The sequence below is a fragment of the Streptomyces sp. NPDC028308 genome (assembly GCF_055565855.1).
This window is the reverse complement of sequence record NZ_JBVHTO010000001.1, coordinates 818942-843473: the sequence shown is the minus strand read 5'-3', so window position 1 is coordinate 843473 and position 24532 is coordinate 818942. Positions and strand designations below refer to the sequence as shown.

The following is a 24532-nucleotide window of genomic DNA, read 5'->3' as shown; positions in this document are numbered from 1 at the left end:
ACCTCATGGCTGATCACACCGCTGAGGAACTCTGGGCCACCATCGAGGACCTGCACACCTGGCTGGACGACAACCGGACGCACGACGGCCCGGAGGGACTCCTGCTGCGGATGCTGAAGCTCTCGGAGGAGGTCGGCGAGGTCGCCCAGGCGGTGATCGGCGCGACGGGCCAGAACCCGCGCAAGGGCACGAGCCACACGTGGGACGACGTCCGCGCGGAACTCTGCGACGTCGTCATCACGGCCCTGGTGGCCCTCCGCACCTTGACGCCGGACGCTCGGGGGGTCTTGACGGAGCATCTGAGGGGGGTGGCGGAGCGGGCGTTGGGGTCGTCGCAGACACCCTGAGGAGTGCGACGGCCTGCGGGTCCCCAGTCGTCCATCGTCAATGGCCGTGCAGAGTTGTTGAGTTGTGCACGTGTTGCCCGGACGGTGTGTGAACCGGCTCCCATGCGGAGCGACAAGGTTTCTGTACACACCCTTCCAGTGGCATGATCGATTGACCGTTCGAGGCGACGAAGTAGGGGGAGCCGTTGTCTTTCGAGGAGGAGTGGGCCCAGTTGAAGGCCGACGCGCTGGCGCGTCAGCAGACGGGCATGCAAATAGATCAGTTGCCGGCAGACGGCGGTGGGGGAACCGCCGCACCTGCCGCCGGCTCCCTGCTCGCGAAGGCCGAGTCGATCAATGGCAACTCGAATCTCCTGATCGAGATCGCGGGCTTTCTCCACGAGGGTCGACCCGATGCCGAACTGACCACCATGGCCCGGGAACCCCGGGCGCCCGAGGACGTGGCCAAGCAGGTGAGACGGTTCGCCGAATTCGCCGACGATCAGTACTTGGACGCGGTCGCCGTGTTCGCGGCACTGTCCACTCGTCTCAGGACGACCGGCAGCGACTTCGTGAAGATAGACGACGACACGGCTCAACAGTTCCTCGACAACGTACTGAAGTACGGCCAGTACGTCGCGCCGGAGGGGCGATGAGCAGCGGCATCAGCCACCGCAAGGATGTCGAGTTCCTGGAGGACTGCAACCCGGCCCTCGTCGAGCGGAACGCCGACGAGTTCAAGCGCCTGCACGACATGCTCGTAGCGGTCGACCCTTCCGCCGAGCGCGCCGAGAAGCACACACAATGGAAGAGCGAAGGCAGCCAGCACTACGAAGCCCGGCTCTCCGAGGGGCGCAAGCTGGTCGCGCAGCTCGCAGAGGGTTATGACAAGGCGTCCAGCGCTCTGCTCAGTTATGCCTTCGCGCTGGGGGTCGCCAAGGCCCACTATTCCAACGGCAAGGCGAACGAGCGGTTGCTCGCGGACCTGATCCACACCAAGGGCACGGCGATCACCCGTGATGCTCAGGAGGCTGAGCCGATGCGCCAGTGGGAGGACATGCGCGCCACCACCGGCGTCATGGACTTCTTCGCCGAGTTGACCATGGATGTCGATGACATCCGCGACGACGCGAACCGGCTGCACGACGCCGCCGGCGGGGACTTCCATCTGGCCAGGACCACAGAGCACGAGGCACGCGAGATCTGCGTACACGAGCTGAAGCAGGCGTACGACCTGCTGCCTGATTTCCGTATGGGATTCATCCAACGCGTAGACATCGTCTCGGCGATCTCGGAGCTGCGGCAGGAAGCGGCCGAGGCGAGCGCGAATCCCCTGACGCGGCTGCCTGGCAGCGGGCCGAAGCAGGATTACTACCCCGTTGCCGGTGACGACATCGTCTCCCCGACCCTGAAAGACATACGCCTGCAGGTCGCCAACCTTCCTGGCGCGACGGACAGTTACTGGAGCCCGCCGTCCAACGCACAAGAGCGGGCCGAATGGATCGCGGCGAACAAGGAGATCATCAAGGCCGCGGCACGGAATTCGGGACTGCCGCCGGACATGGTCGCCGGTATCGCGTGGCAGGAGATCGGCGGGCAGCCCGGCATCCTGGACGACATGACCGACACCCTCCGCGAACAGGCGGACTCTCCCCTCAGTCCGATCGCTCCAGAGAGCCTGCCGTGGCGCCTCGGCGGTGACCCGGACAACACCTCCATGGGCCCCATCGCCATCCAGGTGCGGCGCGGCGCGGAGGTTCTCGGCTACGACCCTGAGCATCTCACCGACCAGCAGCGCGGCATGGTGGAGACGGCCTTGCAGGACCCCGCGCAGAACATGTTCATCGCCTCGGAGTACCTGGCTCAGCTGAAAGCGGAGAGCGACTTCGCCGATGTGCCGCCCGAGGAGATGACGCCGGTTCAGTACCAGGAGCTCGCCGCGCGTTACAACGGCGGGCCGTACTGGGAGACCGACGACGCCCAGGCCTACGGGCGTGGGTTCGCGAACGATCTGAACGAGGCAAGGAACGCACTGCGCTGATGACCAGCCCTTCCCGCGTGGACGACGACCGCGGTTGTCTCCGTGTCGTCCTCGCCGTACCGCTCACCCTGTTCACACTCATCGCCGCGTACTTCTGCTGGACGGCACTGACCATCAGTCCGTCCGGGACGTGGGACGACGACGCGTACGCCGGGATCGTTCTGTCGTGCGTCGTCACCATCGCGTCCGCCGGGGCCGCAGCGGCGCTGTGGCTGGCGCCTTCGGTGCGGAGAGCCATGCCGTGGTGGTGGATGCTCCCGGTTCTGCTGTTGGGCGCGGTCGCCGGAGCACGTTGGGCTCTGGGAGCTTAGGGGCCCAGAGCAACCGTCGGACCTGGACGCCGCCCTGACGAACAAATTGCACGCGATCAGCCACCCCCGCCTCAGGTCAGTGACCTGAGCGGCAGACGAGTCGGGCTGTACGCCGGGTTCTGTCGCCGGTCGACCTCGCGGTCGGCCGGGAGACGGCCATCCATCTAGGGCCGGCGTTGCCGCCGGCCTCGTGCGGTCTACCCGCGGACTCGGGCGGGCAGCCCTCGAACGTCCGCGCAGAGACGCCTTTATATTCCAAAAGGTGTCTCCTTTTGACCTTGCTCCGGGTGGGGTTTACCTAGCCGCCTGAGTCACCTCAGGCGCTGGTGGTCTCTTACACCACCGTTTCACCCTTACCGGGGACCGAAATCCCTGGCGGTCTGTTTTCTGTGGCACTGTCCCGCGGGTCACCCCGGGTGGCCGTTAGCCACCACCCTGCCCTGTGGAGCCCGGACGTTCCTCGGGGAGGTCCACAAGAACCTCCACGCGGCCGTCCGCCCGGCTCGTCTGCCGTACCCGCCATGCTACCGGGCGTCCGGACCCCCGCCGCCCCGAGGCCGCCGTCGCCAGGAACGAACCCGCGAGGATCAGCGCGAACGCGGCCCCGACCGTGAGCGTCAGGGACTCGTCCAGGAACAGCACCCCGGCCGCCACCGCCACGGCCGGGTTGACGTACGTGAAGACGACCGCGCGGGTCGGTCCCGCCTCTCGGATCAGTTCGAGGAAGACCACGAAGGCCAGGGCCGTGCAGATGACGCCCAGACCGGCGAGCGAGGCGAGGACCGGGGCCGACGGGAGCGAGGACGGCCAGGTCAGGGCCGCCGCCGGGGCGTAGACGACGGTGGCCAGGAGCAGGCACGGGGCTATCAGCTGGAGCGTCGGGACCTGCTTGAGGTGGCGGGCCATGATCAGCGGCGCCGTCGCGTAGCCGATGACCGTCAGCAGCACCTCGGCCAGCGACCGCGCGTCGCCGCCGGTCAGGTGCGGCACGGTCAGGACGGCGACGCCCGCGAGTCCCAGGGCGAGCCCGGTGGTGCGGCGGGCGCCGAGCTGTTCCGTGTCGCCGAAGAAGCGGGCGAGGACCACGCCGACGATGGGGACCCCGGCGATCAGCAGTCCCGCCGTGGAGCTGGAGAGGTGCCGCTCCGCGTCCGTCAGCGTCCACCAGGGCCCGATGATCTCGATGCAGGCGAAGGCCAGCATGGGGCGCCAGTGGGCCCGTACGACGGTGAGCAGCCCGCCCTGGCGCAGGGCGAAGGGAAGCAGCAGGGCCGCGCCGAGCGCACAGCGCGAGAACACGACCATGGTCGGGGAGACCCCGTCCACCGCCACTTTGATCATCAGATAGGGGATGCCCCAGAGGACTCCCATCAGGGAGAAGAGGAGCCAGCCACGTGCAGTCATGGGGACGAGTGTCGGCGGCCCGCGGCGGGGTGTCTTGAACGCTGTTGCGGCACTGTCCCGCGGGTCACCCCGGGGTCGGGCCTCCCACCGGCCTACGCCGTCGGCGCCACGCTCGCCCGGTACGCGGCCGGCGTCACGCCCAGCACCCTGCGGAACCAGCGCGTCAGGTGCGCCTGGTCCGCGAACCCCACCAGCCCCGCCACCTCCGCGGGACGGTGCCCGGCCTCCAGGAGTCCCCGGGCCCGGCCGACCCGGTGCTGGGCGAGCCAGGCGTACGGCGGCATGCCCGTCGTCGTACGGAAGGCCCGCAGGAGCTGGTAGCGGGACAGGCCCAGGTCGGCCGCGAGGTCGGCCAGGGACGGCGGGGCCAGCAGTTCGTCGGCGAGCCGGTCGCGTACTGCCCTGGCGACGGCCGAGGCGCCCGGCACCGTGTCGCAGACCGGGCGGGCCGTGGAGTGCCGGCGGGCGAGGGCCGTGAGCAGCCACGGGAGGCGCGACTCGGCCTCCAGCGGGTCGGGGCAGGCGCTCAGTTCGGCGTGCGCGGTGCACAGGGCCGCGGCGAGTTCGGGGTCGTCGAGGAGGGCTTCGCGGAAGTTCGGCGGGGCGAGGGTGCCCTCGGTGAGCAGGGCGGCGTCCGGGTACAGCGCGCGGTACGCGTAGCCGTCGCAGGCCGCGGGGCCTCCGGTGTGCGTCTCTCCCGGGGCGAGTACGACGATCGAGCCGGGGCCGGGTCGGAGCCGGCCGCCGCGGTAGTCGATGACCTCGGCGCCGCCGACGCAGACGCCGACCGTGAACTCCTCGTGGGCGTGCGGGGCGTAGCGGTGCCGGTCGAAGCGCGCCGTGAGCAGGTCGAGGTGCGGTCCGCCGCGGCCCAGGGTGGCCCGCGTCCAGCTGGCCTCTTCCCGTGCGCTCACCGGCCCCTCCCTCCCGATGTCCGATGCGGTCCGGTCGGCTTCGCCTTCGTCGTCGCGTCCGGTCTTCACGTCCGGTCTTCACGTCCGGTCTTCACGTCCGGTCTTCACGTCTTCGCTGTCTGGTGTCTCGTCCACGTCCGCGATGTTCGGCGTCTCGCGTCGCGTCTTCGGCGTCCCGTCCTCTTCGTCTGGGCAACGCGCCGACGGCGCGCTGTATGCCGCCGCTGTACGGACGGCGCCCGGACGCCCTCCGTGGTGGGGGCGTCCGGGCGGGTGCGGGCCTCAGGCGGGGGCGAACTGCACCTTCGCCGTCGCCGGGTCCGCCTGGGTGAGGCGCACCCGCAGGCGTTCCCCGAGGGGGAGCGGTGCCGTGGCGCTCTCGATGCGGGCGACGACCGCCGGGTCGCGCAACTGGACGGTGCCGACGGTGGGTTCGTGGTCCTTCACGTCCACCACGCAGCCGTCGAAGAGGTCGCCGACCCGGTCCTGGAGCAGGGCCGCCTCCACCGTGTCCACGCACGCGCGTTCCACGGAGCCCGCGCGGCGGGCGCCCTCGGCCATCTCGCCGGGGAGTTCGTCGAGGGCGGCCGTCACCCAGTCCGGGACCGCCTCGCCGGCCGCGGCGGCGAGGCAGATCTCCGCGGCGTAGCGGTCGACGAGCCGGCGCAGCGGGGCGGTGCAGTGGGCGTAGGGCGCGGCGACGGCGGCGTGCGAGGTCAGTTCGGGGAGCGCGCCGTCGCGGAAGACGGTGTAGCCGGCGCCGCGCAGCAGCGTCGTGCACTCCTGGAGGAAGGCCGCGTGGTGCGGCAGGTGCGGCTCGAGGGAACGGATCAGCTCGGCGTACGAGACATGGTGCGGCCAGTCGATGCGCAGCGCCTTGGCAGTGCGGCGCAGCCGGCCGACGGCGCCGTCGGGGGCGGCCGGGAGGGTGCGCAGGACGCCGGTGCCGTGCGCGAGCATGAGGTCGGCCGCCGCCATCCCGGTCAGCAGGGAGATCTGGGCGTTCCAGCCCTCGGCGGGGAGCGAGGCGCGGAATTCGAGTTCGTAGGTGTGGTCGTGCTCGACGATCTCCTGCTCGGGGACGCCGAGGGAGATGCCGCCGCGCTCCGCCTCCAGCCGCTCGCGCCGCAGTCCGATCTCCTTCAGGAGGGCGAGCGGTTCCTCCGCCGTGCCCGTGTCGATCTGGCGCTGCGCCTGTTCGTAGGCGAGCTTGGCGCGGCTGCGGACCAGGGCCCGGCGGACGTCCGCCGACTCCGTACGGCCGTCCGCGTCGAGGTCGATCGTCCACAGCACGGCCGGGCGGACCTGGTCGGGCAGCAGGCTGGCCGCGTCCTCGGAGAGCCGCGGAGGGTGCAGCGGGACCCGCTCGTCGGGGAAGTAGAGGGTCGAGACCCGGCGGTGGGCCTCGGCGTCCAGGGCGCCGCCGGGGGCGACGAACGCGGCGACGTCGGCGATGGCGTAGCGGACGCGGTATCCGCCGGGCGTGCGCTCCAGGTGCATGGCCTGGTCGAGGTCGGTGGAGGCGGGCGGGTCGATGGTGAACAGCGGTACGTCCGTCGCGTCGTACGACGGCAGGCGGGGTGCCTTCGCGGCCTGCTCGGCGTCGGCGAGGACGCCGGCCGGGAAGGTCTCGGGCACGTCGAGTTCGGTACGCAGCGCACGCAGCGCGGCCCGCAGCGGGGCCTCCGCTGCTCCGGTGACACGTATGAGACGGCGAGGCATGGTGCGAGCGTAGGCAGAAATCGGCGCGGCGGTCGTACCGGGGGTGTCCGCCGGGGACCGGAGGGGTCCCCGGGCAGGCGTCGCGTGGAGGGTTCTCGTGGGGGCGGCCGGGGGGCCGGATGGGGCGCCCTCGGGTGGGCGGGCGGGGGTCGCAGGAGGTGCCCCGGGGTGCGTGGACGGGGGTCGCAGGACGCGCCCCCCGGTGCGCAGGCGCGGGTCGCAGGGGGTGCCCCCGGGTAGGCAAGCGGGGGTCGGAGAGGGTGCGGAGGGGGTGCCCCCGGGTGGGCGGGCGGTCTGTCGGGACCTCGTACCCTGGCGCCGGGCCACCCCACTGCTGAGGAGAAACAACCGTGCTCGTCCTGCTGCCGCCCTCCGAGGGAAAGGCCCCGTCCGGCCGGGGAACCGCTCTGAAGACGGACTCGCTGTCCCTGCCGGGGCTAGCCGAGACCCGGCAGGCCGTCCTCGACGAGCTGGTCGATCTGTGCACCGGCGACGAGGAGAAGGCCCGCGAGGTCCTCGGCCTGAGCGAGGGACTGCGCGGCGAGGTCGCGAAGAACGCGCGGCTGCGGACCGCGGGCACCCGGCCGGCCGGGGAGATCTACACGGGGGTCCTGTACGACGCCCTGGACCTGGCCTCGCTGGACGCGGCCGCCAAGCGGCGGGCCGCGCGGTCGCTGCTCGTGTTCTCGGGGCTGTGGGGCGCGGTGCGGGTGACCGACCGCATCCCGTCCTACCGCTGCTCGATGGGCGTGAAGCTGCCGGGCCTCGGGGCGTTGAGCGCGTGCTGGCGGGCGCCGATGGCCGAGGCGATCCCGGAGGTGGCCGGGTCCGGGCTCGTGCTCGACCTGCGGTCCTCCGCGTACGCGAGCGCCTGGAAGCCGAAGGGTGAGCTCGCGGGGCGGACGGCGACGGTGCGGGTGCTGCACGCGCAGCTGGTCGACGGGGTCGAGAAGCGCTCGGTCGTCAGCCACTTCAACAAGGCGACCAAGGGCCGGATCGTCCGCGGCCTGCTCGCCGACGGGGCCGCGCCCGCGCACCCGGCCGAGCTGGTGGAGGCGCTCCGGGACCTCGGGTACACGGTGGAGGCGCAGGCGCCCGCGAAGGCCGGCCGGAGCTGGAACCTGGACGTGGTGGTCACCGAGATCCACTGACGCCATCGCATGGGCGTTGCATCATACGCAACGGTCGTTGCGCACGATGCGCATCATGGGCAGGATGAGGGCATGACCTCGCCGCTGCCCCCGTCTCCGCCTGCCTCCGAACCCTCCCGGCAGGCCGGGTCCGTACCCTCGCGGCCGGCGGGGTCCGTACTGGACCTCGCGCCCGTCGTCCCCGTGGTCGTCGTCGAGGACGCCGCCGACGCCGTGCCGCTCGCGCGCGCTCTCGTCGCGGGCGGGCTTCCGGCGATCGAGGTGACGCTGCGGACGCCCGCCGCGCCGGCCGCCATCCGCGCGATCGCCGCGGAGGTCCCCGGCGCGGTGGTCGGCGCGGGTACGGTCCTCTCCCCCGCCCAGGTGACGGACGCCGTCGCCGCGGGCGCCCGCTTCCTCGTCAGCCCGGGGTGGACGGACGTACTGCTGGAGGCCATGCGGGCGTCCGGGGTGCCGTTCCTGCCGGGGGTGTCCACCACTTCGGAGGTCGTGGCCCTCCTGGAACGCGGCGTTCGCGAGATGAAGTTCTTCCCCGCGCAGGCCGCGGGCGGCACCGCCTACCTCAAGTCCCTCGCCGGCCCCCTGCCGCAGGCCCGGTTCTGCCCGACGGGCGGCATCGGGCTCGCCACCGCGCCGGAGTACCTGGCACTGCCCAACGTCGGCTGCGTGGGCGGCAGTTGGATGCTCCCCGCGGACGCCGTGGCCGCCCGGGACTGGGACCGGGTGGAGGCGCTCGCACGGGAGGCGGCGGCGCTGCGCCCCTGATCCGGGGACGGCCTGATCCGCGGACGGCCTGATCCGCGGACGGCCTGATCCGCGGACGGCCTGATCCGGGGATGGTCCCGATCCGCGGACGGTCCTAATCCGGGGACGGTCCGGCGGGCCTCAGCGCAGGTGCGAGGTGTCGTTGAGCAGGCGCAGGCTGGCGTTCCCGTCGGCGTAGTACGCGAGGGCCGACAGCGAGGCCGCCGACAGTTCCATGCGGAACAGGGACTCCGGCGGGGCGCCCAGCGCGAGCCGCACGAGCGTCTTGACCGGCGTCACGTGCGAGACGAGCAGCACGGTGCGGCCTGCGTACGCGGCGACGAGCTTGTCCCGGGTGACGGCGACCCTCCTCGCCACGGCCTCGAAGCTCTCGCCGCCGCCGGTCGGTTCGGCCTCCGCCGAGTGCAGCCAGGCGTTCAGGTCCTCGGGGTGGCGCTCGCGGACCTCCCCGAAGGTCAGGCCCTCCCACGCCCCGAAGTCGGTCTCCCGCAGGCCGTCCTCGACCACCACGTCCAGCCCGAGCCGCTCGGCGACGACACCGGCGGTCTCCCGGCACCGGGCCAGCGGCGACGACACGATGGCCTCGATGGTGCCGCGCGCGGCCAGCGCCGCCGCCACCCGGCGCGCCTGGTGCCGCCCCACCTCCGACAGCGACGGATCGCTTCCGCCGCTCCCCGAGAACCGCTTCTGCGGCGTCAGCGGGGTCTCGCCGTGCCGCAGCAGTACGAAGGTGGCGGGTGCGCCCAGGTCCGGGGGTGGGGTCGCGCCGGTCGAGCCGATCGAGGGGGCCGAGCCGGTCGAGGGGGCCGAAGAGGTCGGGGCTGCGGGGGTGGTTCGCTTTGTGGGGGTGGGGGGCTCATCGTGCGGCTGCGCTTGCGTGGAGGGTGCGGTGGGGTCCGTGTGTGCGGGGAGCACGGTGGGCGCCGCGTGTGCTGTTCTCGCTACGTTCCGTGCGGCACGGGCGTCGTCGGCCGCGCGTCGGTCTGCCGCCTCGTCCGGCGGTGCCGGGGCCGTCGGTGCGGAGGTGCCGACACCGCGGGCCAGGGCCGCGCGGGCCCTCGCCGCACCCGCGGCGGCGTCGCCGGGCGGCCCCGACGGCTCGGGCGCCGCGGTCCGCGCCGCACGGGCGGCCAGGTCGGCCGTGGAGCGCTCGGCCGACCACTGCTCGCCGCGCTTGCCCGCGTCCATCGCCTCGTTCGCGAGACGGTCCGCGTGCTTGTTCCGCTCGCGCGGGATCCACTCGTACGTGACCTGGGAGGCCGGGAGGATCCGCGCGGCCTCGGCCGCGAGGGGCTTCATGTCCGGGTGCTTGATCTTCCAGCGGCCCGACATCTGCTCGACGACCAGCTTGGAGTCCATCCGGACGCGGACCACGGCGGCCGGGTCCAGCTCACGTGCCGCCCGCAGGCCCGCGACCAGGCCCCGGTACTCCGCCACGTTGTTCGTGGCCACGCCGAGGAACTCGGCGGCCTCCGCCAGGGTCTCCCCCGTCGCCGCGTCGATCACCACGGCGCCGTACCCCGCCGGTCCCGGGTTGCCCCGGGAACCGCCGTCGGCCTCGACGATGAACTCCCGCACCCGAGCGTCCGTCCCCTACAGGCCGGACTCGGACGTGCGCACCAGGATGCGGCGGCAGTTCTCGCAGCGCAGGACGGTGTCCGGGGAGGCCGCCTTCACCTCGTTGACCTCGGTGATGTTGAGCTCCAGCCGGCAGCCCTCGCAGCGGCGCTGGTACAGCCGGGCCGCACCGACGCCGCCCTGCTGCTGGCGCAGCTTGTCGTAGAGCTTCAGCAGGTCGTCGGGCACGGAGCCGGCGACGACCTCGCGCTCCTTCGTCAGCGAGGCCGCCTCGCCGTCGATCTCCTCGAACGCGGCGTCGCGGCGCCCCGTCGCGTCGTCGATCTTCGACTGGACGGAGGAGACCCGCTCGGTCAGCTCGGCGACCCGCTCCTGCGCGGACTCGCGGCGCTCCATGACCTCGAGGACGACGTCCTCCAGGTCACCCTGCCGCTTGGCGAGGGAGGTGATCTCGCGCTGGAGGTTCTCCAGGTCCTTGGGGGACGAGACGGCACCGGAGTCGAGGCGCTTCTGGTCGCGGGTGGCGCGCTGGCGCACCTGGTCGACGTCCTGCTCCGCCTTGGTCTGCTCGCGGGCGCAGTCGCTCTCCTCGGTCTGCGCGGCGACCAGCAGGTCCCGCAGCTGGATGAGGTCCTTGTTCAGCGACTCGATCTCGGCGTGCTCGGGGAGCGACCTGCGCCGGTGCGCCAGCTGCTGCAGGCGGGCGTCGAGGGACTGGACGTCGAGGAGTCGGATCTGGTCGGCGGGCGCGGCGTTCAGTTGGGGGCTCCTGTTGATGTGGGTGTCGAGGCCGCGTGGGCGGTCCAGGGGTCGGTGACCGTCTTGGAGACGTGGACGCGAAGTCCCCATCCGTGGCGGTCGGAGATCTCGTCGAGCTGGGCGGCGGCCAGCTCGCACCAGGGCCACTCGGTGGCCCAGTGCGCCGCGTCGAGCAGCGCGAGAGGACTGTGGGTGCCGTCCGCCATGAACTCCGACGCCGGGTGGTGGCGCAGGTCCGCGGTGAGGAAGGCGTCGACGCCGGCGGCGCGCACCGCGTCGAAGAGGCTGTCGCCGGAGCCGCCGCTGACGGCGACGGTCCGTACGGGTGCGTCGGGGTCGCCCGCGACCCGGATGCCCTGAGCGGTCGCCGGCAGCCGCTCGGCGGCGCGGGCGGCGAGCTCGCGGACGGTCAGCGGGTGGTCCAGCTCGCAGACACGGCCGAGGCCGCGGCGGCCCTCGGGGTCGGTCGGGTCCGGTACGAGGGGGCGGACGACCCGCAGGTCGAGGGCGCCGGCGAGGGCGTCCGAGACGCCCGGGTCCGCGCGGTCGGCGTTGGTGTGCGCGACGTGCAGCGCGATGTCGTTCTTGATGAGCGTGTGGACGGCGCGGCCCTTGAAGTGCGTCGCGGCGACGGTGGTCGTACCGCGCAGGTAGAGCGGGTGGTGGGTGACCAGCAGTCCGGCGCCCAGTTTCACCGCCTCGTCGACGATCTCCTGGACGGGGTCCACGGCGAACAGCACCCGGGTGACATCCTGGTCGGGGTCGCCGCAGACCGTGCCTACCGCGTCCCAGGCCTCGGCCCTCTCGGGCGGCCAGAGGGCGTCGAGCGCGGCGATGACTTCAGACAGACGGGGCACGGGGAAAAGGCTACCTGGCTCACGTCCCGGTCCGACCGGTCGCGGGTGACTTGACCTGCCGGGCGGTCCGCCTGCGTCGGGGCATCCGGTGGGCGTCGGGCGCCTTCGGTCCGGTGGGTGGGTCGGGTCCGTGCCGGTACATCCGGCCGTCGGTAGTTGTTGTGGGCGTCCGTCACCAGCGTTCCTCGGCTGCGTACGTCCCCGTCTCGACGGCCATTTGACGTACCGGCACGGCCCCTTCGGTCGCGGGGCGACCGCGGGTCGTGGGGGCTCAGCTGTGAGGCTCGGGGCCGGGGCTTCGGTGCGGGTTGGGGCGCGGGCTTGGGGTCGTGGTCGGCCGGCAGGACAGTCGTCCGGTTTGTCCTGGGAATGGGGGCCGGGGGCATACGTGCGTCCGGGTGGGGGGCATACGTGCGTCCGCGGGGACGAGTGCCTGGAGATCGTCGGGGTGCTCGGAGGGGCGTTGCGGGTGGCCGGAACCGGGGGCTCCAGGGCGCTTTCGGCTGGGTGTTCGCGCCTCGCTCAGCACACGCGTCCCCGTTTCCTCAGGCGAATCGCGACAGGGCCACCCTTATGTGTGAAGCGGCCGCTCGCCGGTCCCACGTCTGTGCGTGCGAAAACTAGCTTCGTCGCCGGAGGTGACCGAACGATGACGGCCTGTGCCTCTCCCCGGCTCGCGACTTCATCCGCGCCGGGGGGACCCCCATCGTCCGCGGCGGACGGGAACGAGCGGGCCCCGCGGCCCGGATGCGTGATCACCGCTGACGGAAGCTACGGCGCACGCCTCGCCCGCGACGGCGAGTCCTGGTTCCCGGAGCGCTGGACCCTGGACGGCCCCGAGCCGTACGCCGTGCCGCTGCCCGGCAACCAGCCCGAGGAGCCCGGCACCGAGGTGCTGCCGATGACCGACGGACGCGTACTGATCCACCGGGTGACCGACGGGCGGCACGCGTTCTCGCTGCTGTACCCCACCGGTCCAGCGACCGGTGAGCTGCCGCTCGGTGCGGTCGAGTGCCCCGACGAGGGCACCCGGCTGCGGCTGCTGCCCCCCGCGCCGGGCGGAGAGCGCGCGTACGCCCTCGCCGCCGGACCGTGTTCCACGGCCGTGTGGCTCGTCGCGGGCGGCGCCTTCGGGCCCGAACACCTGGCCGAGATCCCGGGGCGCTGTTCGGGCGGGGTCTGGCTGGACGGTACGGAGCGGCTGCTGGCCCTCGACCGGGAGTCGGCCGGCCGGACCAAGACGATCGTGGTCGACCTCGAGCGCGGCGGCGAGGTGTCCCCGCTGCTGCAGATCGCCGAGGACAGCAACGACCGGCTGCTGCTCGCGGACCACGACAGCGGGCTGCTGCTGATCCGCTCGGACGCGCCGGGGCAGGACCGGCTGGGCTGGGGCGTGCTGGGCAGCACACTGCCGGTCCGCTTCCCGGAGTCGCTGCGGCTGGCGGACTGCTCGGTGACACCGTTCGCGATCCAGCCGGGGCAGGTGCTGACGCCGGAGAGCTGCGCGGTGGCGCTGCGCATCGACGGCGCCGCGGGTACCTGGGTCGGCGTCTGGCGGCCCGCCGAGCGGCAGGTCCACCATCTCCCGGCGCCCGAGGGCTGGTTGGCGGGTTCTGGCCTGTGGACCAGGGACGGGGTGCTGCAACTGCCTTACACCACCGGGACGGTGGCCTGCGGGGTGGCCCGGACCGCCGCGCCCGTGGGGACCCCGGACGCCGGCGTCATCGGCAGCGTGTCCGTGCCGGTGCCTGGTCCGACGGATTCCTCGGTTCCGGACCAGCCGGCCTCAGCGGAGCCTGTGGTCCCCCGCCCCGTCCCGCTGCAACAGGCGCCGCTCGCCGGCCGTCCACGTCCGGCTCGTAAGCGCCCTCCGGCTCCGGCACCCGTGGGCGGGGAGGCGACCTCGACGGGCGCGAGTGCCGCGTCGGTGGCGACCGTGACCGGGGATTCGGTTGTGGCGCCTGTGGCTCCGGAAGAGGTGCCGGTCTCTTCCCCGGTGGCGCAGCCGACCTGGGTTCGCGTGACGCCCCCGACAGGCGCCGTACACGCGGAACGGTCCCCGGTGATCCCCGTACCGCGTCCCACACCGGTTCCTGAGTCCACTCCGTCAGCTCTGGCCACTTCGACTGACCCCGTCGGATCGCCGGACCTGACCGACCCGCCGACTACGCGGCTGTCCCCGGTCGTCCCCGAACCGGTCTCCGTGGGCACCGGTGCCCCGCTCCTCTCGCGGACCGGCGAGGCCGCGGTTTCCGGGCCGGAACCGGTGGTGTGGGTGGCCGTGAAGAGGGACGGTGTCGTTGGTGCCGGTGAGGAGCCGGTGGTCGGCGGCGAGGACTCGGTGGCCGCCGATCAGCGGACGGTGGCCGCCGGTTAGACTCGCCCGGCTGTAAGAAGGATCTTGTTGACGGGGTGAACTCTTCCGATGAGCAACGCACAGAAGACGGAGATGGCGGCAACCGACCCTCGGGGGTCCGTGGCGCGGTCCGACCAGGGCCACGGCAGGCACCGGGGTCCTGTCTCCGCCAGGGACGACATGGCGGTCCCTCAGGGCCGTCACCGCAGGCCGTCCGGGCAGCCGGACACGGCGTCCTGACGATCTGACGGTACGCCACCGCCGCATCACACCGAACGGCCTCGCCCGTCCCAGGACGGCGAGGCCGTTCGGTGTCTCCTCCCCCGCGGCCGCTTCACCCGCCCCCGTGCCTGAGCCCCAGCACCTCGACCGCCGCGAACGTCTCCCCGTCGGGGCGGTCCGCGTAATGCGCGGTGAGCAGCGCGTCCAGTTCGTCGTACGTGAAGACGTCCTGCTTGGTGTCGAACTTCGCCGCCACCCGCGGGCGTTCGACGATCGCGACCATGCCCCCGTGCACGACGAGGAGCTGCCCGTTGACGCGGGCCGCCGCGGGCGACGCCAAGTAGCCGACAAGCGGCGCGACATGCTCGGGTGCGAGCGGGTCGGGGCCCGCCTCGGGACGGGCGAGGCCCGCGAAGACGTCCTCCGTCATGCGGGTGCGGGCGCGCGGACAGATCACGTTCGCGGTGACGCCGTACTTCGCCAGCGCCAGGGCCGTGGACGTCGTCAGACCGACGATTCCGCCTTTGGCGGCCGCGTAGTTGGGCTGTCCGGCGGACCCCGCGAGGAAGGCCTCGGACGAGGTGTTCACGATCCGCCCGTACACCGGGCGTCCGGCCGCTTTGGACCGCTGCCGCCAGTGGACCGACGCGAAGTGGGTCGTGTTGAAATGGCCCTTGAGGTGGACCCGGACCACGGAGTCCCACTCCTCCTCGGACATGGAGAAGATCATCCGGTCGCGGAGGATGCCCGCGTTGTTGACCAGGACGTCCAGCTTCCCGAACTCCTCGACGGCCGACTCCACCAGCGCGCGTGCCTCGGCGTGGTCGGCGACGTCTCCCGTGTGGGCCACGGCCGTCCCGCCCGCCGCGCGGATCTCGGCGGCGACCTCCTCGGCGGGTCCGGCCGACGCCTGCCCGGAGCCGTCCCGGCCGGGCTGCCCGTAGTCGTTGACGACGACGGCCGCGCCGAGGCGGGCCAGTTCCAGTGCCTCGGCCCGCCCCAGCCCGCGTCCGGCGCCGGTGACGATCGCGGTCAGCCCTTCGAGTGGCAGTGCCATCGCGCTCCTCAGGTCGGGTGACGGGGTCAGATCTCGATGCACGTGCGCAGGGCGGTGCCCGTCCGCATCTGGTCCAGGGCCTCGTTGATGTCGGCCAGGGGCACCCGGTGCGTGATCAGTCCGGCCAGGTCGATGCGGCCCGCCCGCCACAGGGCCACCGTCCGCTCGTAGGAGCGCAGGACGTCGCCGCCGCCGTACATCGAGGGCAGGATCCGCTTCTCGTCGAAGAACAGCTCGAACATGTTCAGCTGAAGGAAGTCGTCCATGGCGCCCGCCCCGACGACGACCAGGGTGCCGCCGCGCCGGGTGTTGTCGTACGCGGTGCGGGCGGTGGCGGACCTGCCGACGACCTCGAAGACGTAGTCGAAGCCCTCACCACCGGTGATCTGCTGCTTGACGCCGTCCAGTTCGTCGGGCGAGACCGCTCGCGTGGCGCCGAACCCGAGCGCGGACTCGCGGCGCGAGGCCACCGGGTCGACGGCGACGATCTCCGCCGCCCCCTTGAGCCGCGCGCCCTGGATCGCCGAGATGCCGACCCCGCCGCAGCCGATGACCGCGACGGACGAACCTGCTTCCACGTCCGCGGTGTTGAGGGCGGCGCCGAGGCCCGTCGTGACGCCGCAGCCGATGAGCGCCGCGATGTCGAAGGGCACGTCGTCCGGGATCGGCACGGCGCAGCCCGCGTCCACGACGACCTCCTCCGCGAAGGTGCCGGTGCCCGCGAAGCCGAAGAGGTCGGTGCCGGAGCGGCGGAAGTTGGGGGTGCCGGCGTTCATGAACCCGGCCAGGCACAGCTCGGTCTGGCCGCGGCGGCAGGCGGGACAGGTGCCGCAGGCCGGCAGCCAGCAGACGACGACCCGGTCGCCCGCCTTCACGTTGCCGACTCCCTCACCGACCTCGACGACCTCCCCGGCGCCCTCGTGTCCCGGCACGAAGGGGGCGGGCTGCGGCAGGACCCCGCTCATCGCGGACAGGTCCGAGTGGCACAGCCCGGTGGCCCGTACCCGGATCCTCACCTTCCCGGGACCGAAACCCACCGCCTCGACGTCGTCCGAGACGTCGAGTTTGTCCTGGCCGATCTCGTGCAGTACGGCTGCGCGCATGGTGCGGCTCCCCTCAGGAAGAACGTCACGAAGGTGCGGAGGTACGGAGGTACGGGCGGAACGGAGCTGCGGGAGGAGTGGGGTTGGGGTGCGGGGCGGGGGGAGTGAGGTTTCGGTGCGGGCGTCGGTCAGGTGGGCCGGGTGTCGTGCTCCACGACCGTGTCGGTGAGGACCGGCGCGTCGTCCCGTTCGGCCGAGGTCACCGCCACCTGGACGGCACCCCGCTGCCGCCACATGCGGATCCGCAGGGTCTCGCCGGGGAAGACGACGCCGGTGAAACGGGTGCGGTACGAGCGGACGCGGGTCACATCACCGCCGAGCACGGTGTCCACGACGGCCTTGAGCGTCATCCCGTAGGTGCACAGCCCGTGCAGGATCGGCCGGTCGAACCCGGCGAGCTTCGCGAACTCGGGGTCGGCGTGCAGCGGGTTCCAGTCGCCGGACAGCCGGTAGAGCAGGGCCTGGTCCTCGCGGACGTGGCGCTCGGCCACCAGGTCCGGCGGGCCCTCCGGCGCCCGTGGACGCGTGGAGGGACCGCGGTCGCCGCCGAAGCCCCCCTCTCCCCTTACGAAGATCTGGGCGTCGTTCGTCCACAGCGGGCCCTCGGCGTCGGCGGCCTCGGTGCGCAGGACGAGGATCGCGGCCTTGCCCTTGTCGTACACGGCGGCGATCCGCGAGGTGGCGACCGCGCTGCCCTCGGCCGGGATCGGACGGTGCACCTCGACGCTCTGGCCGCCGTGCAGGACGTGCGCGAGGTCGACGTCCACGCCCGGCATCGACAGGCCGCCGATCACGCCCGGGGAGCCGGCGCCCGCGACGGTGGCGAAGCTCGGCAGGACGTGCAGCCGGGACTCCAGGGTGTAGCGCAGTTCGTCGGGGTCCGTCGCGGGGACGCCCGCGCCGATGCCGAGGTGGTAGAGCTGGACGTCCTTGTGGCCCCAGGCGATCTCGGCTGTCCGGGGTCCGGCGGCGACGGCCTTGGCGGCGTCAATGGGCATGGCGCTCCTGATCACTAGCGCGTAAGACCTCGGTGCGGCCGTCCGCACCGTCGGCCGCACCGAGGTCGACACTGGGCCGGGGAATTCGCCCGTTCTAGAACGCGTTCCAGTCCGGCGACCCCTGTATAGCCCAGCGTCCAGGACTTGTGAAGGCTCCTGACAGTACGTCAGCCGCGCGTCGCCGGGCACCGGTGACATTTGTCCCGCCGGACGCCGTACAAGCGCCTCTGCCGCCGGCCGTCCCGGCTGCGTACCGTCGAGAGCCACGACATCGAAGCGGGGGGACCATGGCCTGGACGAGAGGACTTTCCTGCCGGCGGCGCGCCTGGCGGACGGCCGGGACCGAGCGGACGGCGGGCGCATCGGGCTCGACGGACGGCGCGGGGTGTGCCGGGGACGGCCCCGTGTACGCCGGGGCCGGCCGGGAGGGGGAAGGGGACGGCGGGAGGTACGCGGAGGCCGGGGGTTCGTGCGGTGACAGAGGCGAGGCCGGGCCGCCCGCGAGCGGGTTCACCCTGCTGCCCTGGCTGCTGATGGGCATGGGCGCCTTCTCGAACCTCTTCCAGGACGAGACCGCCAACCCCTGGATCGGCGGCGCCGGCCTGGTGACGTTCAACTCGCTCTACATCTACGTGGTGTTCCGGGCCTTCGTGAAGGAGAAGCGGGAGGCGTTCTCCACGCGGCTGGCGCTCGTCCTGCTGGGCGTCGTCACCTGCGGTCTCGCCGTCGGGTACGGGGGCAGCTGGCTGCTGTTCTTCCCGCTGCTCGGGCTCGCCGCCGGGGCGACGGTACGGGGCCGGTGGCTCGGGGTGACAGGGCTCGGTCTGACCGCGGTCGCCGGGACGGTCGCCGGGTTGCGGGACGGCTGGAGCGCGGTGAACGTCGCGTACGGCACCTTCCTGTCGACGATGGTGACGGCGGCGATCCTGTCCCTGGCGGAGACGGTCCGTGAACTGCGCGCCGCCCGCGAGGAACTGGCCCGCCGGGCGGTGGAGCGGGAACGGCTGCGCTTCTCGCGCGACCTGCACGACCTGCTGGGCCACACGCTGTCGGTGATCGTCGTGAAGTCGGAGGCCGCCCGCCGGCTGGCCGGACGTGACCCGGAGGCCGCGCTCTCGCAGGTCACCGACATCGAGTCCGTCGGCCGTCAGGCCCTCACGGAGATCCGCGAGGCGGTCACCGGGTACCGCGAGGGGAGTCTGGCCACGGAGCTGGACCGAGCCCGCTCGGCCCTGTCCGCGGCGGGCGTGGAACCGGTCGTCCAGCTGTCCGGTCCGCCGCTCGCGCCCCGGACCGAGGCGCTGTTCGGCTGGGTCGTCCGCGAGGCGGTCACGAACGTGATGCGCCACAGCGACGCGGGCCGCTGCGAGATCGCGGTCGACGGCACCGCCGACCGCGTACGCCTGCGCGTCACCGACGACGGCACCGGTACCGGCACCGGCTCCCCCGCGGAGGGCATCGGCGGCACGGGGCTGAAGGGGCTCACCGAGCGCCTCTCGACGGCGGGCGGCTTCCTGGAGGCCGGACCCGGCCCACGGGGCGGCTTCCTGGTCACGGCGGAACTCCCCGTGGAGTCCCCCGAGACCGCCGACACCCCTCCGCCCGCCGCGTCCGGCAGGACCCGGCGGAGCCGTCCCGCGACCCGTCGGCCCGGAACGCGCGGCTCGGCGGGGGCCTCTACGCTGAGCCCGTGAACGAGATGCCCCGGGACCACCGTCCCGCGAAGTCCGTCAGAGTGCTGCTCGCCGAGGACCAGGGCATGATGCGGGGCGCGCTCGCCCTGCTCCTCGGGATGGAGCCGGACCTCGACGTGGTGGCCCAGGTCGGGGCCGGGGACCAGATCGTCGACGCCGTCCTGACGCACCGGCCCGACGTGGCGCTCCTGGACATCGAGCTGCCGGGGATGAGCGGGCTGGACGCCGCGGCCGAGCTGCGGACGCAGGCGCCCGACTGCCGGGTGCTGATCCTGACCACCTTCGGCCGCCCCGGGTACCTGCGGCGGGCCATGGAGGCGGGGGCCGCCGGCTTCCTGGTCAAGGACGGGCCCGTGGAGGAGCTCGCGGCCGTCATCCGCCGGGTGCTGACCGGGGAGACGGTGATCGATCCGGCGCTCGCCGCCGCCGCGCTGAGTGCCGGGCCCAGTCCGCTCACCGGCCGGGAGTGCGACGTGCTCACGGCCTCGGCGGACGGCGCCACCGTCGCCGACGTCGCGGACCGTCTCGGCCTCTCGGAGTCGACGGTCCGCAACTACCTCTCCTCCGCCATCGGCAAGACGGGCACCCGCAACCGCACGGAGGCACTGCGGGAGGCCCGCCACCAGGGCTGGCTCTGACGCCCCCGTACGCCCGTACGCCCGGCGGCCCCGCGCAGCACCGTAAGACGCCCGCCCCGGCAGCCCCGCTCCGCCCGTCCCGGGGCGCTCCCGGGCCCGGGCACCCGCCCTCGCTCCTTCACCTCCGCCGACGCGGGGACGCGGCTCTCACTTCGTCACCTTCGCCGAGACATAGCTGCGACCCTCGGGGGCGAGGCAGACGAACCAGTCGTACGGCGAACCCTCCGTCCGGCGGATCAGGGACTCGAAGCCGCCGACGAAGCCGGTGCCCGGGGCCGCCCGGCCGACCTTCGTCGTCGAGCCGTCGTCCCAGGTGACCTCGGCCTCGCGGGCGGTGGTCGCGACACGGCCCACGACGAGCCGGTCGGTGCCGCCCGCCCGCAGCGGCACGAAGTACCCGTGCACGTCCTTGGCCGCCTGGGTGGCGCCGCTGCGCGGGGCCTCTCCCTGCAGCACCGCGGTGGGCGGTTCGTCGCCGACGAGCAGGACGACGAAGAACCAGCTCCGGCCGGTCAGGTCCGCGGCCTCACGGACCCCGCCCGGCGCCGTGCCCGCCCGTTTCATCGCCGCCAGCTGACGTGCCGCCTGCGCACGGTCCCCGGGCGCGTCCCACCGCGCGAAGGTGACCGACCAGTCGCTCCCGGCGTCGGTCCCCCGCGCCAGGGGCGTCGTCCGCGGCTCCAGCACGTGCCCGTCCGTGGCCGGCCGGGTCGCCGCCGGCTCCACCCGCCGGGCCCCGCCGGACGTCCCGCCGGCCAGCGCGAACGTGCCCGTCGAACCCGCGACCACCAGGGCGGCCGCCGCCGCCACGGCCCAGCGGCGGGCCTTGCGGCGCCGCCCGCCCCGCAGCACCGACTGGCAGGGCGCCATGCCGATCTCGACGTCGTCCGCGGCGTCGGCCAGCAGAAGGGCGATGTCCCTGTGCGTCATGTCGTGACTCGTCTCCCGGTCCGCGCTCATCACTTCCGCCCTCCGTCGGTCACCACTGCGGAGAGGCCCGGTACGGCCCGCAGTTTCGCGATCCCCTTGGCCGCGTTGCTCTTCACGGCGCCGACCGAGCAGCCCATGGCCTCGGCCGTCCGGCTCTCGCTGAGGTCCTCCCAGTAGCGCAGCACCACCGCTTCCCGCTGGCGGGGCGGCAGTTGGGCCAGCGCCTTCAGCAGAGCGCGGCGGTCGTCCGCCTGGGAGATCCGGTCGCCGGTGTCGGGCAGCTCGCGGGCGAGCCCGGTGTCGTCCTTCGGCGCCAGGAACTCCTTGAGGCGTCTGCGGTGCCTGCGGGCGTGCGCGTTGACCATCACGCGCCGCACGTACGCGTCCGGGTCGTCGGCCGAGCCGACCCTGCGCCAGGCCACGTACGTCTGCTCCAGCGTCGTCTGGACCAGGTCCTCCGCCGCGTGCTGCTCCCCCGTGAGGAGAAACGCCGTACGCATCAGCCGCGGCCAGCGGCCGATGACGAAACTCTGGAACTCCTCGTCCCGAGTCTGCTTCCGATCCCCCATGGGCACCTCCTAGATGTGTGAAGGAGTCCATGAGCCCCTTGTTCCGTTGCCTCGGGGCGCCGGGAGACTCGCCGTCCGCGCGTGTCCTCAGCCCGCGGGCGTCCTGCGCGGCAGCCACAGCAGCATCAGCACCGCGCCGCCGAGGAGGACGAAGCCGCCGGTGCGGAACGCCAGCGCGTACCCGGCGGTGAGTGCCTCCGCCGACGTGCCGCCCGCCGTACGGGCCGCCGCGATGGTCGACATGACGGCGAGGCCGAGCGAACCGCCCATCGTGCGCGAGGTGTTGACCAGGCCCGACACCAGTCCGGCGTCGCCCGGCGCGGCACCCGAGGTGGCCAGGGCGGCCAGCGGGGTCGCGGACAGGCCCGCGCCCGCCATCATCAGGATGCCGGGGAACATGACGGCGGTCAGGTACGGCCCGTCCGCGGTCATCGCCGACTGCCAGCCGAAGCCGGTGGCGGCCACCAGGGTGCCGAGGACCGCCACGGTGCGGGCCCCGATCGCCCGCATGAGGCGGGGGGCGAGCTTCGAGCCGAGGACCACCGCGAGCGAGCTGGGGACCAGGGCGAGGCCGGCGTCCAGCGGGGAGTAGCCGAGCACGTTCTGCGCGTACAGCGTCATGAAGAACCACATGCAGAACATGGCCGAGCCGCAGAGGAACATCGCGACGTTCGCGGAGGACACGGCCCGCAGCCGGAACAGCTGGAGCGGCATCAGCGGTTCCCTGGTCCGCGCCTCGACGGCCAGGAAGAGCAGGATCAACGCGAGTCCGGAGCACAGCGGGACGAGGGTGGCGCCTGACGTCCATCCCCGCGCCTCGGTCTGCACGATCCCGTACGCGAGTGTCGCGAGGCCCGCCGTGACCAGCAGCGCCCCCGGCAGGTCGAGCCGGCGTCCGTTACGGGCCCGGCTCTCGACGAGCCAGCGGGCGGCCCCGGCGAGGACGACGGCGCCGACGGGGACGTTGATCAGCAGCACCCAGCGCCACGACAGGCCGTCCACGAGCAGCCCGCCGACGAGTCCGCCCGCCGCGCCGCCCCCGGCGCCGACGGCGGTCCAGGTCGCTATCGCCCGCGCTCGTGCGGCGCCCTCGGGGACGGTGGAGGTGACGATGGTCAGGGTCGAGGGGGCCAGTACGGCGGCTCCCAGTCCCTGCACGGCGCGCGCGAGCAGCAGCTGCCAGTCCTGCTGGGCGAGCCCGCCGGCCAGGGAGGCGAGCGTGAAGAGGGTGAGCCCGACGAGGAACATCCGCTTGCGCCCGTACAGGTCGCCGGCCCGGCCGCCGAGGAGCATGAACCCGGCGAAGGCGATCGCGTAGGCGTTCACCACCCACTGCAGGCCGGGGGCGCTCAGTCCCAGGTCGGCGCGCATGGAGGGCAGTGCCACGTTGACGACGGAGACGTCGAGCACCACGAGGAACTGCCCGGCGCAGGCGAGCGCGACGACCGCCCACAGGGGCGGGGCGGGACGGGGTGCGGTGCGGGTGTCCTGGGCGGCTCGGAGCATGGGTGTCATGCTCTCAACCGGGTTACGCCCCTTGCATCGGATTTTCGCTGCACCCGCGGCTCGGTCCTGAGACCTAGGGCCTGTCGTTTGGATCAGGTCGGTGTCGCGGGGTCTGGCACGCACATCTGCGGCGTTGTCGTCGGTCGCCGAAGCTCCGCTTCGACTCCCTCCTCCGCCTTGCAGCTGCACGCACCAGACCCCGCTCGGGTCGGCCGGGACGAACCGTCTGTCACGGCCGACCTGATCCAAACGACAGGCCCTAGGTCCAGCCGTCCGTGCCGGCCCGGTGTCGCAGGATCGGGACACCTCCGCCGCCGGAGGCCCGTACGCCCCGCCGACCGCCTCTCGGAGCGCGGCGTCAGTGCACCGCCCGCAGCAGCGTGACCACCGCCGCCCCGCCGAGTCCGATGTTGTGGGCGAGTCCGGTGCGCGCGCGGGGCACCTGCCGCGCGCCCGCCTGCCCGCGCAGCTGCCAGGTCAGCTCGGCCACCTGGGCGATGCCCGTCGCGCCCAGCGGGTGCCCTTTGGAGATCAGCCCGCCGGACGGGTTCACCACCCAGCGCCCGCCGTACGTCGTCGCGCCGGACTCCACGAGGGGGCCGGACTCCCCCGGCGCGCACATGCCGAGCGCCTCGTACGTCAGCAGTTCGTTGACGGAGAAGCAGTCGTGGAGTTCGACGACGTCGACGTCCTTGATGCCGAGTCCCGAGCGGTCGTAGACCCGGCGGGCCGCCTCGCGCGACATGGGCTGTCCGACGACGTCGACGCAGGAACCCGAGGCGAAGGACTCCTCGGTGTCCGTGGTCATCGCCTGCGCCACGATCTCGACGGCGCGCCCGCCGAGGCCGTGGCGCTCGGCGAATCGTTCGGAGACGACCACCGCGGCGGCCGCGCCGTCCGAGGTGGGTGAGCACTGGAGCCTGGTGAGCGGCCGGTGGACGGTCTTCGCGGCGAGGACCTCCTCGACGGTCCACACGTCCTGGAACTGGGCGTACGGGTTGTTCGCCGAGTGGCGGTGGTTCTTCGCGCCGACGGCCGCCAGCTGCGCCTCGGTGGTCCCGTACTCGTCCATGTGCTCGCGGGCCGCGTTCCCGAAGAGCTGCGCGGTGGGCGGGGTCGCCTCGAAGCCGTGCCGGGCGGCCATCACGCCGTAGTGCCGGGCCACGGGCGAGGCGGCGAGGTCGCCGCCGTCGGAGCCGCCGCCGAGCGCGCCGCGCCTCATCTTCTCGAAGCCGAGGGCAAGGACGCAGTCCGAGCCGCCGCCCTCGACGAACTGCCGGGCGAGCATCAGCGCGGTCGAGCCGGTCGCGCAGTTGTTGTTCACGTTGTAGACGGGCACCCCGGTCAGGCCCAGTTCGTAGGCGGCGCGCTGCCCGGCCGTCGAGGGCTGGAAGCAGTACCCCGCGACCACCTGCCGGACGTCCGGGTAGCCGATCCCGGCGTCGGCGAGCGCGCTCTCGCCCGCCTCCCGCGCCATGTCCCAGTACTGCCACTCCCGGGTCTCGGGCTTCTCGAACCGCGTCATCCCGACCCCGACGACGTACGACTTCATGTGGTCCCTCTCCGTCCCTGGGAAGGTTCCGGGCCCGCGGCGGGCGGGCCCGGGCGCGCGCCAGACTAGAACAGGTTCC

At 73.0% G+C, this 24532-nt stretch carries 20 protein-coding genes, 1 other RNA gene and 2 pseudogenes; 9 read left to right on the top strand and 14 right to left on the bottom strand.

Annotated features, from left to right (window positions below; translation table 11 throughout):
* Nucleotides 1-5 precede the first annotated feature (5 nt).
* The 4 genes from ACZ4VA_RS03570 (at nucleotide 6) to ACZ4VA_RS03555 (ending at nucleotide 2678) form a co-directional block, all read left to right on the top strand.
* Nucleotides 6-347: a MazG-like family protein gene (locus tag ACZ4VA_RS03570; RefSeq protein WP_356167512.1), complete on the top strand. Its 342-nt coding sequence runs from the start codon at nucleotides 6-8 to the stop codon at nucleotides 345-347.
* 185 nt (nucleotides 348-532) lie between these two features.
* Nucleotides 533-982 carry a hypothetical protein gene (locus tag ACZ4VA_RS03565; RefSeq protein WP_355784448.1) on the top strand — a complete coding sequence of 150 codons (450 nt, stop codon included), beginning with the start codon at nucleotides 533-535 and terminating at the stop codon, nucleotides 980-982.
* Nucleotides 979-2367: a hypothetical protein gene (locus tag ACZ4VA_RS03560; protein WP_356167516.1), complete on the top strand. Its 1389-nt coding sequence runs from the start codon at nucleotides 979-981 to the stop codon at nucleotides 2365-2367. Before ACZ4VA_RS03565 ends, ACZ4VA_RS03560 begins: the two co-directional genes overlap by 4 nt.
* Nucleotides 2367-2678, top strand: a complete 312-nt coding sequence (locus ACZ4VA_RS03555) for a hypothetical protein (protein WP_355784453.1) — start codon at nucleotides 2367-2369, stop codon at nucleotides 2676-2678. The genes ACZ4VA_RS03560 and ACZ4VA_RS03555 overlap by 1 nt, the downstream gene beginning before the upstream one ends.
* A gap of 92 nt (nucleotides 2679-2770) precedes the next feature.
* Here the strand turns inward: ACZ4VA_RS03555 and rnpB are convergent.
* The 4 genes and pseudogenes from rnpB to ACZ4VA_RS03535 form a co-directional block, all read right to left on the bottom strand.
* Nucleotides 2771-3184, bottom strand: an RNA gene (gene rnpB, locus ACZ4VA_RS03550) — RNase P RNA component class A.
* Between the two features lie 118 nt (nucleotides 3185-3302).
* Nucleotides 3303-4019, bottom strand: a pseudogene (locus tag ACZ4VA_RS03545) (DMT family transporter); the annotation flags it as partial.
* A gap of 155 nt (nucleotides 4020-4174) precedes the next feature.
* On the bottom strand, nucleotides 4175-4996 hold the full coding sequence (locus ACZ4VA_RS03540) for a helix-turn-helix transcriptional regulator (RefSeq protein ID WP_355784456.1): 822 nt from the start codon (nucleotides 4994-4996) through the stop codon (nucleotides 4175-4177).
* Between the two features lie 282 nt (nucleotides 4997-5278).
* Complete coding sequence (locus ACZ4VA_RS03535; protein ID WP_468079504.1) at nucleotides 5279-6718, bottom strand: RNB domain-containing ribonuclease; 1440 nt, start codon at nucleotides 6716-6718, stop codon at nucleotides 5279-5281.
* Between the two features lie 350 nt (nucleotides 6719-7068).
* Between ACZ4VA_RS03535 and yaaA the strand changes: the two genes are divergently transcribed.
* Nucleotides 7069-7869: a peroxide stress protein YaaA gene (yaaA, locus tag ACZ4VA_RS03530; RefSeq protein ID WP_389391840.1), complete on the top strand. Its 801-nt coding sequence runs from the start codon at nucleotides 7069-7071 to the stop codon at nucleotides 7867-7869.
* A gap of 72 nt (nucleotides 7870-7941) precedes the next feature.
* A complete protein-coding gene (gene eda, locus ACZ4VA_RS03525; RefSeq protein ID WP_356167527.1) occupies nucleotides 7942-8634 on the top strand; it encodes a bifunctional 4-hydroxy-2-oxoglutarate aldolase/2-dehydro-3-deoxy-phosphogluconate aldolase in 693 nt (230 codons plus the stop codon).
* A gap of 120 nt (nucleotides 8635-8754) precedes the next feature.
* On the opposite strand, the gene ACZ4VA_RS03520 is transcribed toward eda, so the two are convergent.
* The 3 genes from ACZ4VA_RS03520 to ACZ4VA_RS03510 are packed head-to-tail and all read right to left on the bottom strand — an operon-like array spanning nucleotide 8755 to nucleotide 11828.
* Nucleotides 8755-10212: a bifunctional RNase H/acid phosphatase gene (locus ACZ4VA_RS03520; protein ID WP_468079501.1), complete on the bottom strand. Its 1458-nt coding sequence runs from the start codon at nucleotides 10210-10212 to the stop codon at nucleotides 8755-8757.
* Between the two features lie 15 nt (nucleotides 10213-10227).
* Nucleotides 10228-10971, bottom strand: a complete 744-nt coding sequence (locus tag ACZ4VA_RS03515; protein ID WP_356167559.1) for a zinc ribbon domain-containing protein — start codon at nucleotides 10969-10971, stop codon at nucleotides 10228-10230.
* Nucleotides 10968-11828 (bottom strand): Nif3-like dinuclear metal center hexameric protein, encoded by an 861-nt coding sequence (locus ACZ4VA_RS03510; protein WP_355786147.1) that lies wholly within the window; start codon nucleotides 11826-11828, stop codon nucleotides 10968-10970. The genes ACZ4VA_RS03515 and ACZ4VA_RS03510 overlap by 4 nt, the downstream gene beginning before the upstream one ends.
* Before the next feature lie 649 nt (nucleotides 11829-12477).
* Between ACZ4VA_RS03510 and ACZ4VA_RS03505 the strand changes: the two are divergent.
* Nucleotides 12478-13671 (top strand): annotated as a pseudogene (locus tag ACZ4VA_RS03505) (hypothetical protein); the annotation flags it as partial.
* A gap of 847 nt (nucleotides 13672-14518) precedes the next feature.
* Here ACZ4VA_RS03505 and ACZ4VA_RS03500 read toward each other — a convergent pair.
* The 3 genes from ACZ4VA_RS03500 to ACZ4VA_RS03490 form a co-directional block, all read right to left on the bottom strand.
* Nucleotides 14519-15463, bottom strand: a complete 945-nt coding sequence (locus ACZ4VA_RS03500) for a 3-oxoacyl-ACP reductase (RefSeq protein WP_468079498.1) — start codon at nucleotides 15461-15463, stop codon at nucleotides 14519-14521.
* A gap of 26 nt (nucleotides 15464-15489) precedes the next feature.
* Nucleotides 15490-16566: a Zn-dependent alcohol dehydrogenase gene (locus tag ACZ4VA_RS03495; RefSeq protein WP_468079496.1), complete on the bottom strand. Its 1077-nt coding sequence runs from the start codon at nucleotides 16564-16566 to the stop codon at nucleotides 15490-15492.
* Nucleotides 16567-16694: 128 nt separating this feature from the next.
* Complete coding sequence (locus ACZ4VA_RS03490) at nucleotides 16695-17564, bottom strand: MaoC/PaaZ C-terminal domain-containing protein (protein WP_468079494.1); 870 nt, start codon at nucleotides 17562-17564, stop codon at nucleotides 16695-16697.
* Nucleotides 17565-17851: 287 nt separating this feature from the next.
* Here ACZ4VA_RS03490 and ACZ4VA_RS03485 point away from each other — a divergent pair, with 287 nt between their 5' ends.
* The gene (locus tag ACZ4VA_RS03485; protein WP_468079492.1) at nucleotides 17852-19258 is read left to right on the top strand and encodes a sensor histidine kinase; all 1407 of its coding nucleotides are present in this window, start codon (nucleotides 17852-17854) and stop codon (nucleotides 19256-19258) included.
* A 5-nt stretch (nucleotides 19259-19263) separates the two neighbouring features.
* On the top strand, nucleotides 19264-19896 hold the full coding sequence (locus ACZ4VA_RS03480; RefSeq protein ID WP_356241926.1) for a response regulator transcription factor: 633 nt from the start codon (nucleotides 19264-19266) through the stop codon (nucleotides 19894-19896).
* 147 nt (nucleotides 19897-20043) lie between these two features.
* Here the strand turns inward: ACZ4VA_RS03480 and ACZ4VA_RS03475 are convergent, their stop codons facing one another.
* The 4 genes from ACZ4VA_RS03475 to ACZ4VA_RS03460 all read right to left on the bottom strand — a co-directional run bounded on the left by ACZ4VA_RS03475 (nucleotide 20044) and on the right by ACZ4VA_RS03460 (nucleotide 24453).
* Nucleotides 20044-20826, bottom strand: a complete 783-nt coding sequence (locus ACZ4VA_RS03475; protein ID WP_356167542.1) for a hypothetical protein — start codon at nucleotides 20824-20826, stop codon at nucleotides 20044-20046.
* A 29-nt stretch (nucleotides 20827-20855) separates the two neighbouring features.
* Nucleotides 20856-21395: a SigE family RNA polymerase sigma factor gene (locus ACZ4VA_RS03470; RefSeq protein WP_356167545.1), complete on the bottom strand. Its 540-nt coding sequence runs from the start codon at nucleotides 21393-21395 to the stop codon at nucleotides 20856-20858.
* Nucleotides 21396-21482: 87 nt separating this feature from the next.
* Nucleotides 21483-22901 (bottom strand): DHA2 family efflux MFS transporter permease subunit, encoded by a 1419-nt coding sequence (locus tag ACZ4VA_RS03465; protein ID WP_468079489.1) that lies wholly within the window; start codon nucleotides 22899-22901, stop codon nucleotides 21483-21485.
* Nucleotides 22902-23259: 358 nt separating this feature from the next.
* A complete protein-coding gene (locus ACZ4VA_RS03460; RefSeq protein ID WP_356168202.1) occupies nucleotides 23260-24453 on the bottom strand; it encodes a lipid-transfer protein in 1194 nt (397 codons plus the stop codon).
* Nucleotides 24454-24532 lie beyond the last annotated feature (79 nt).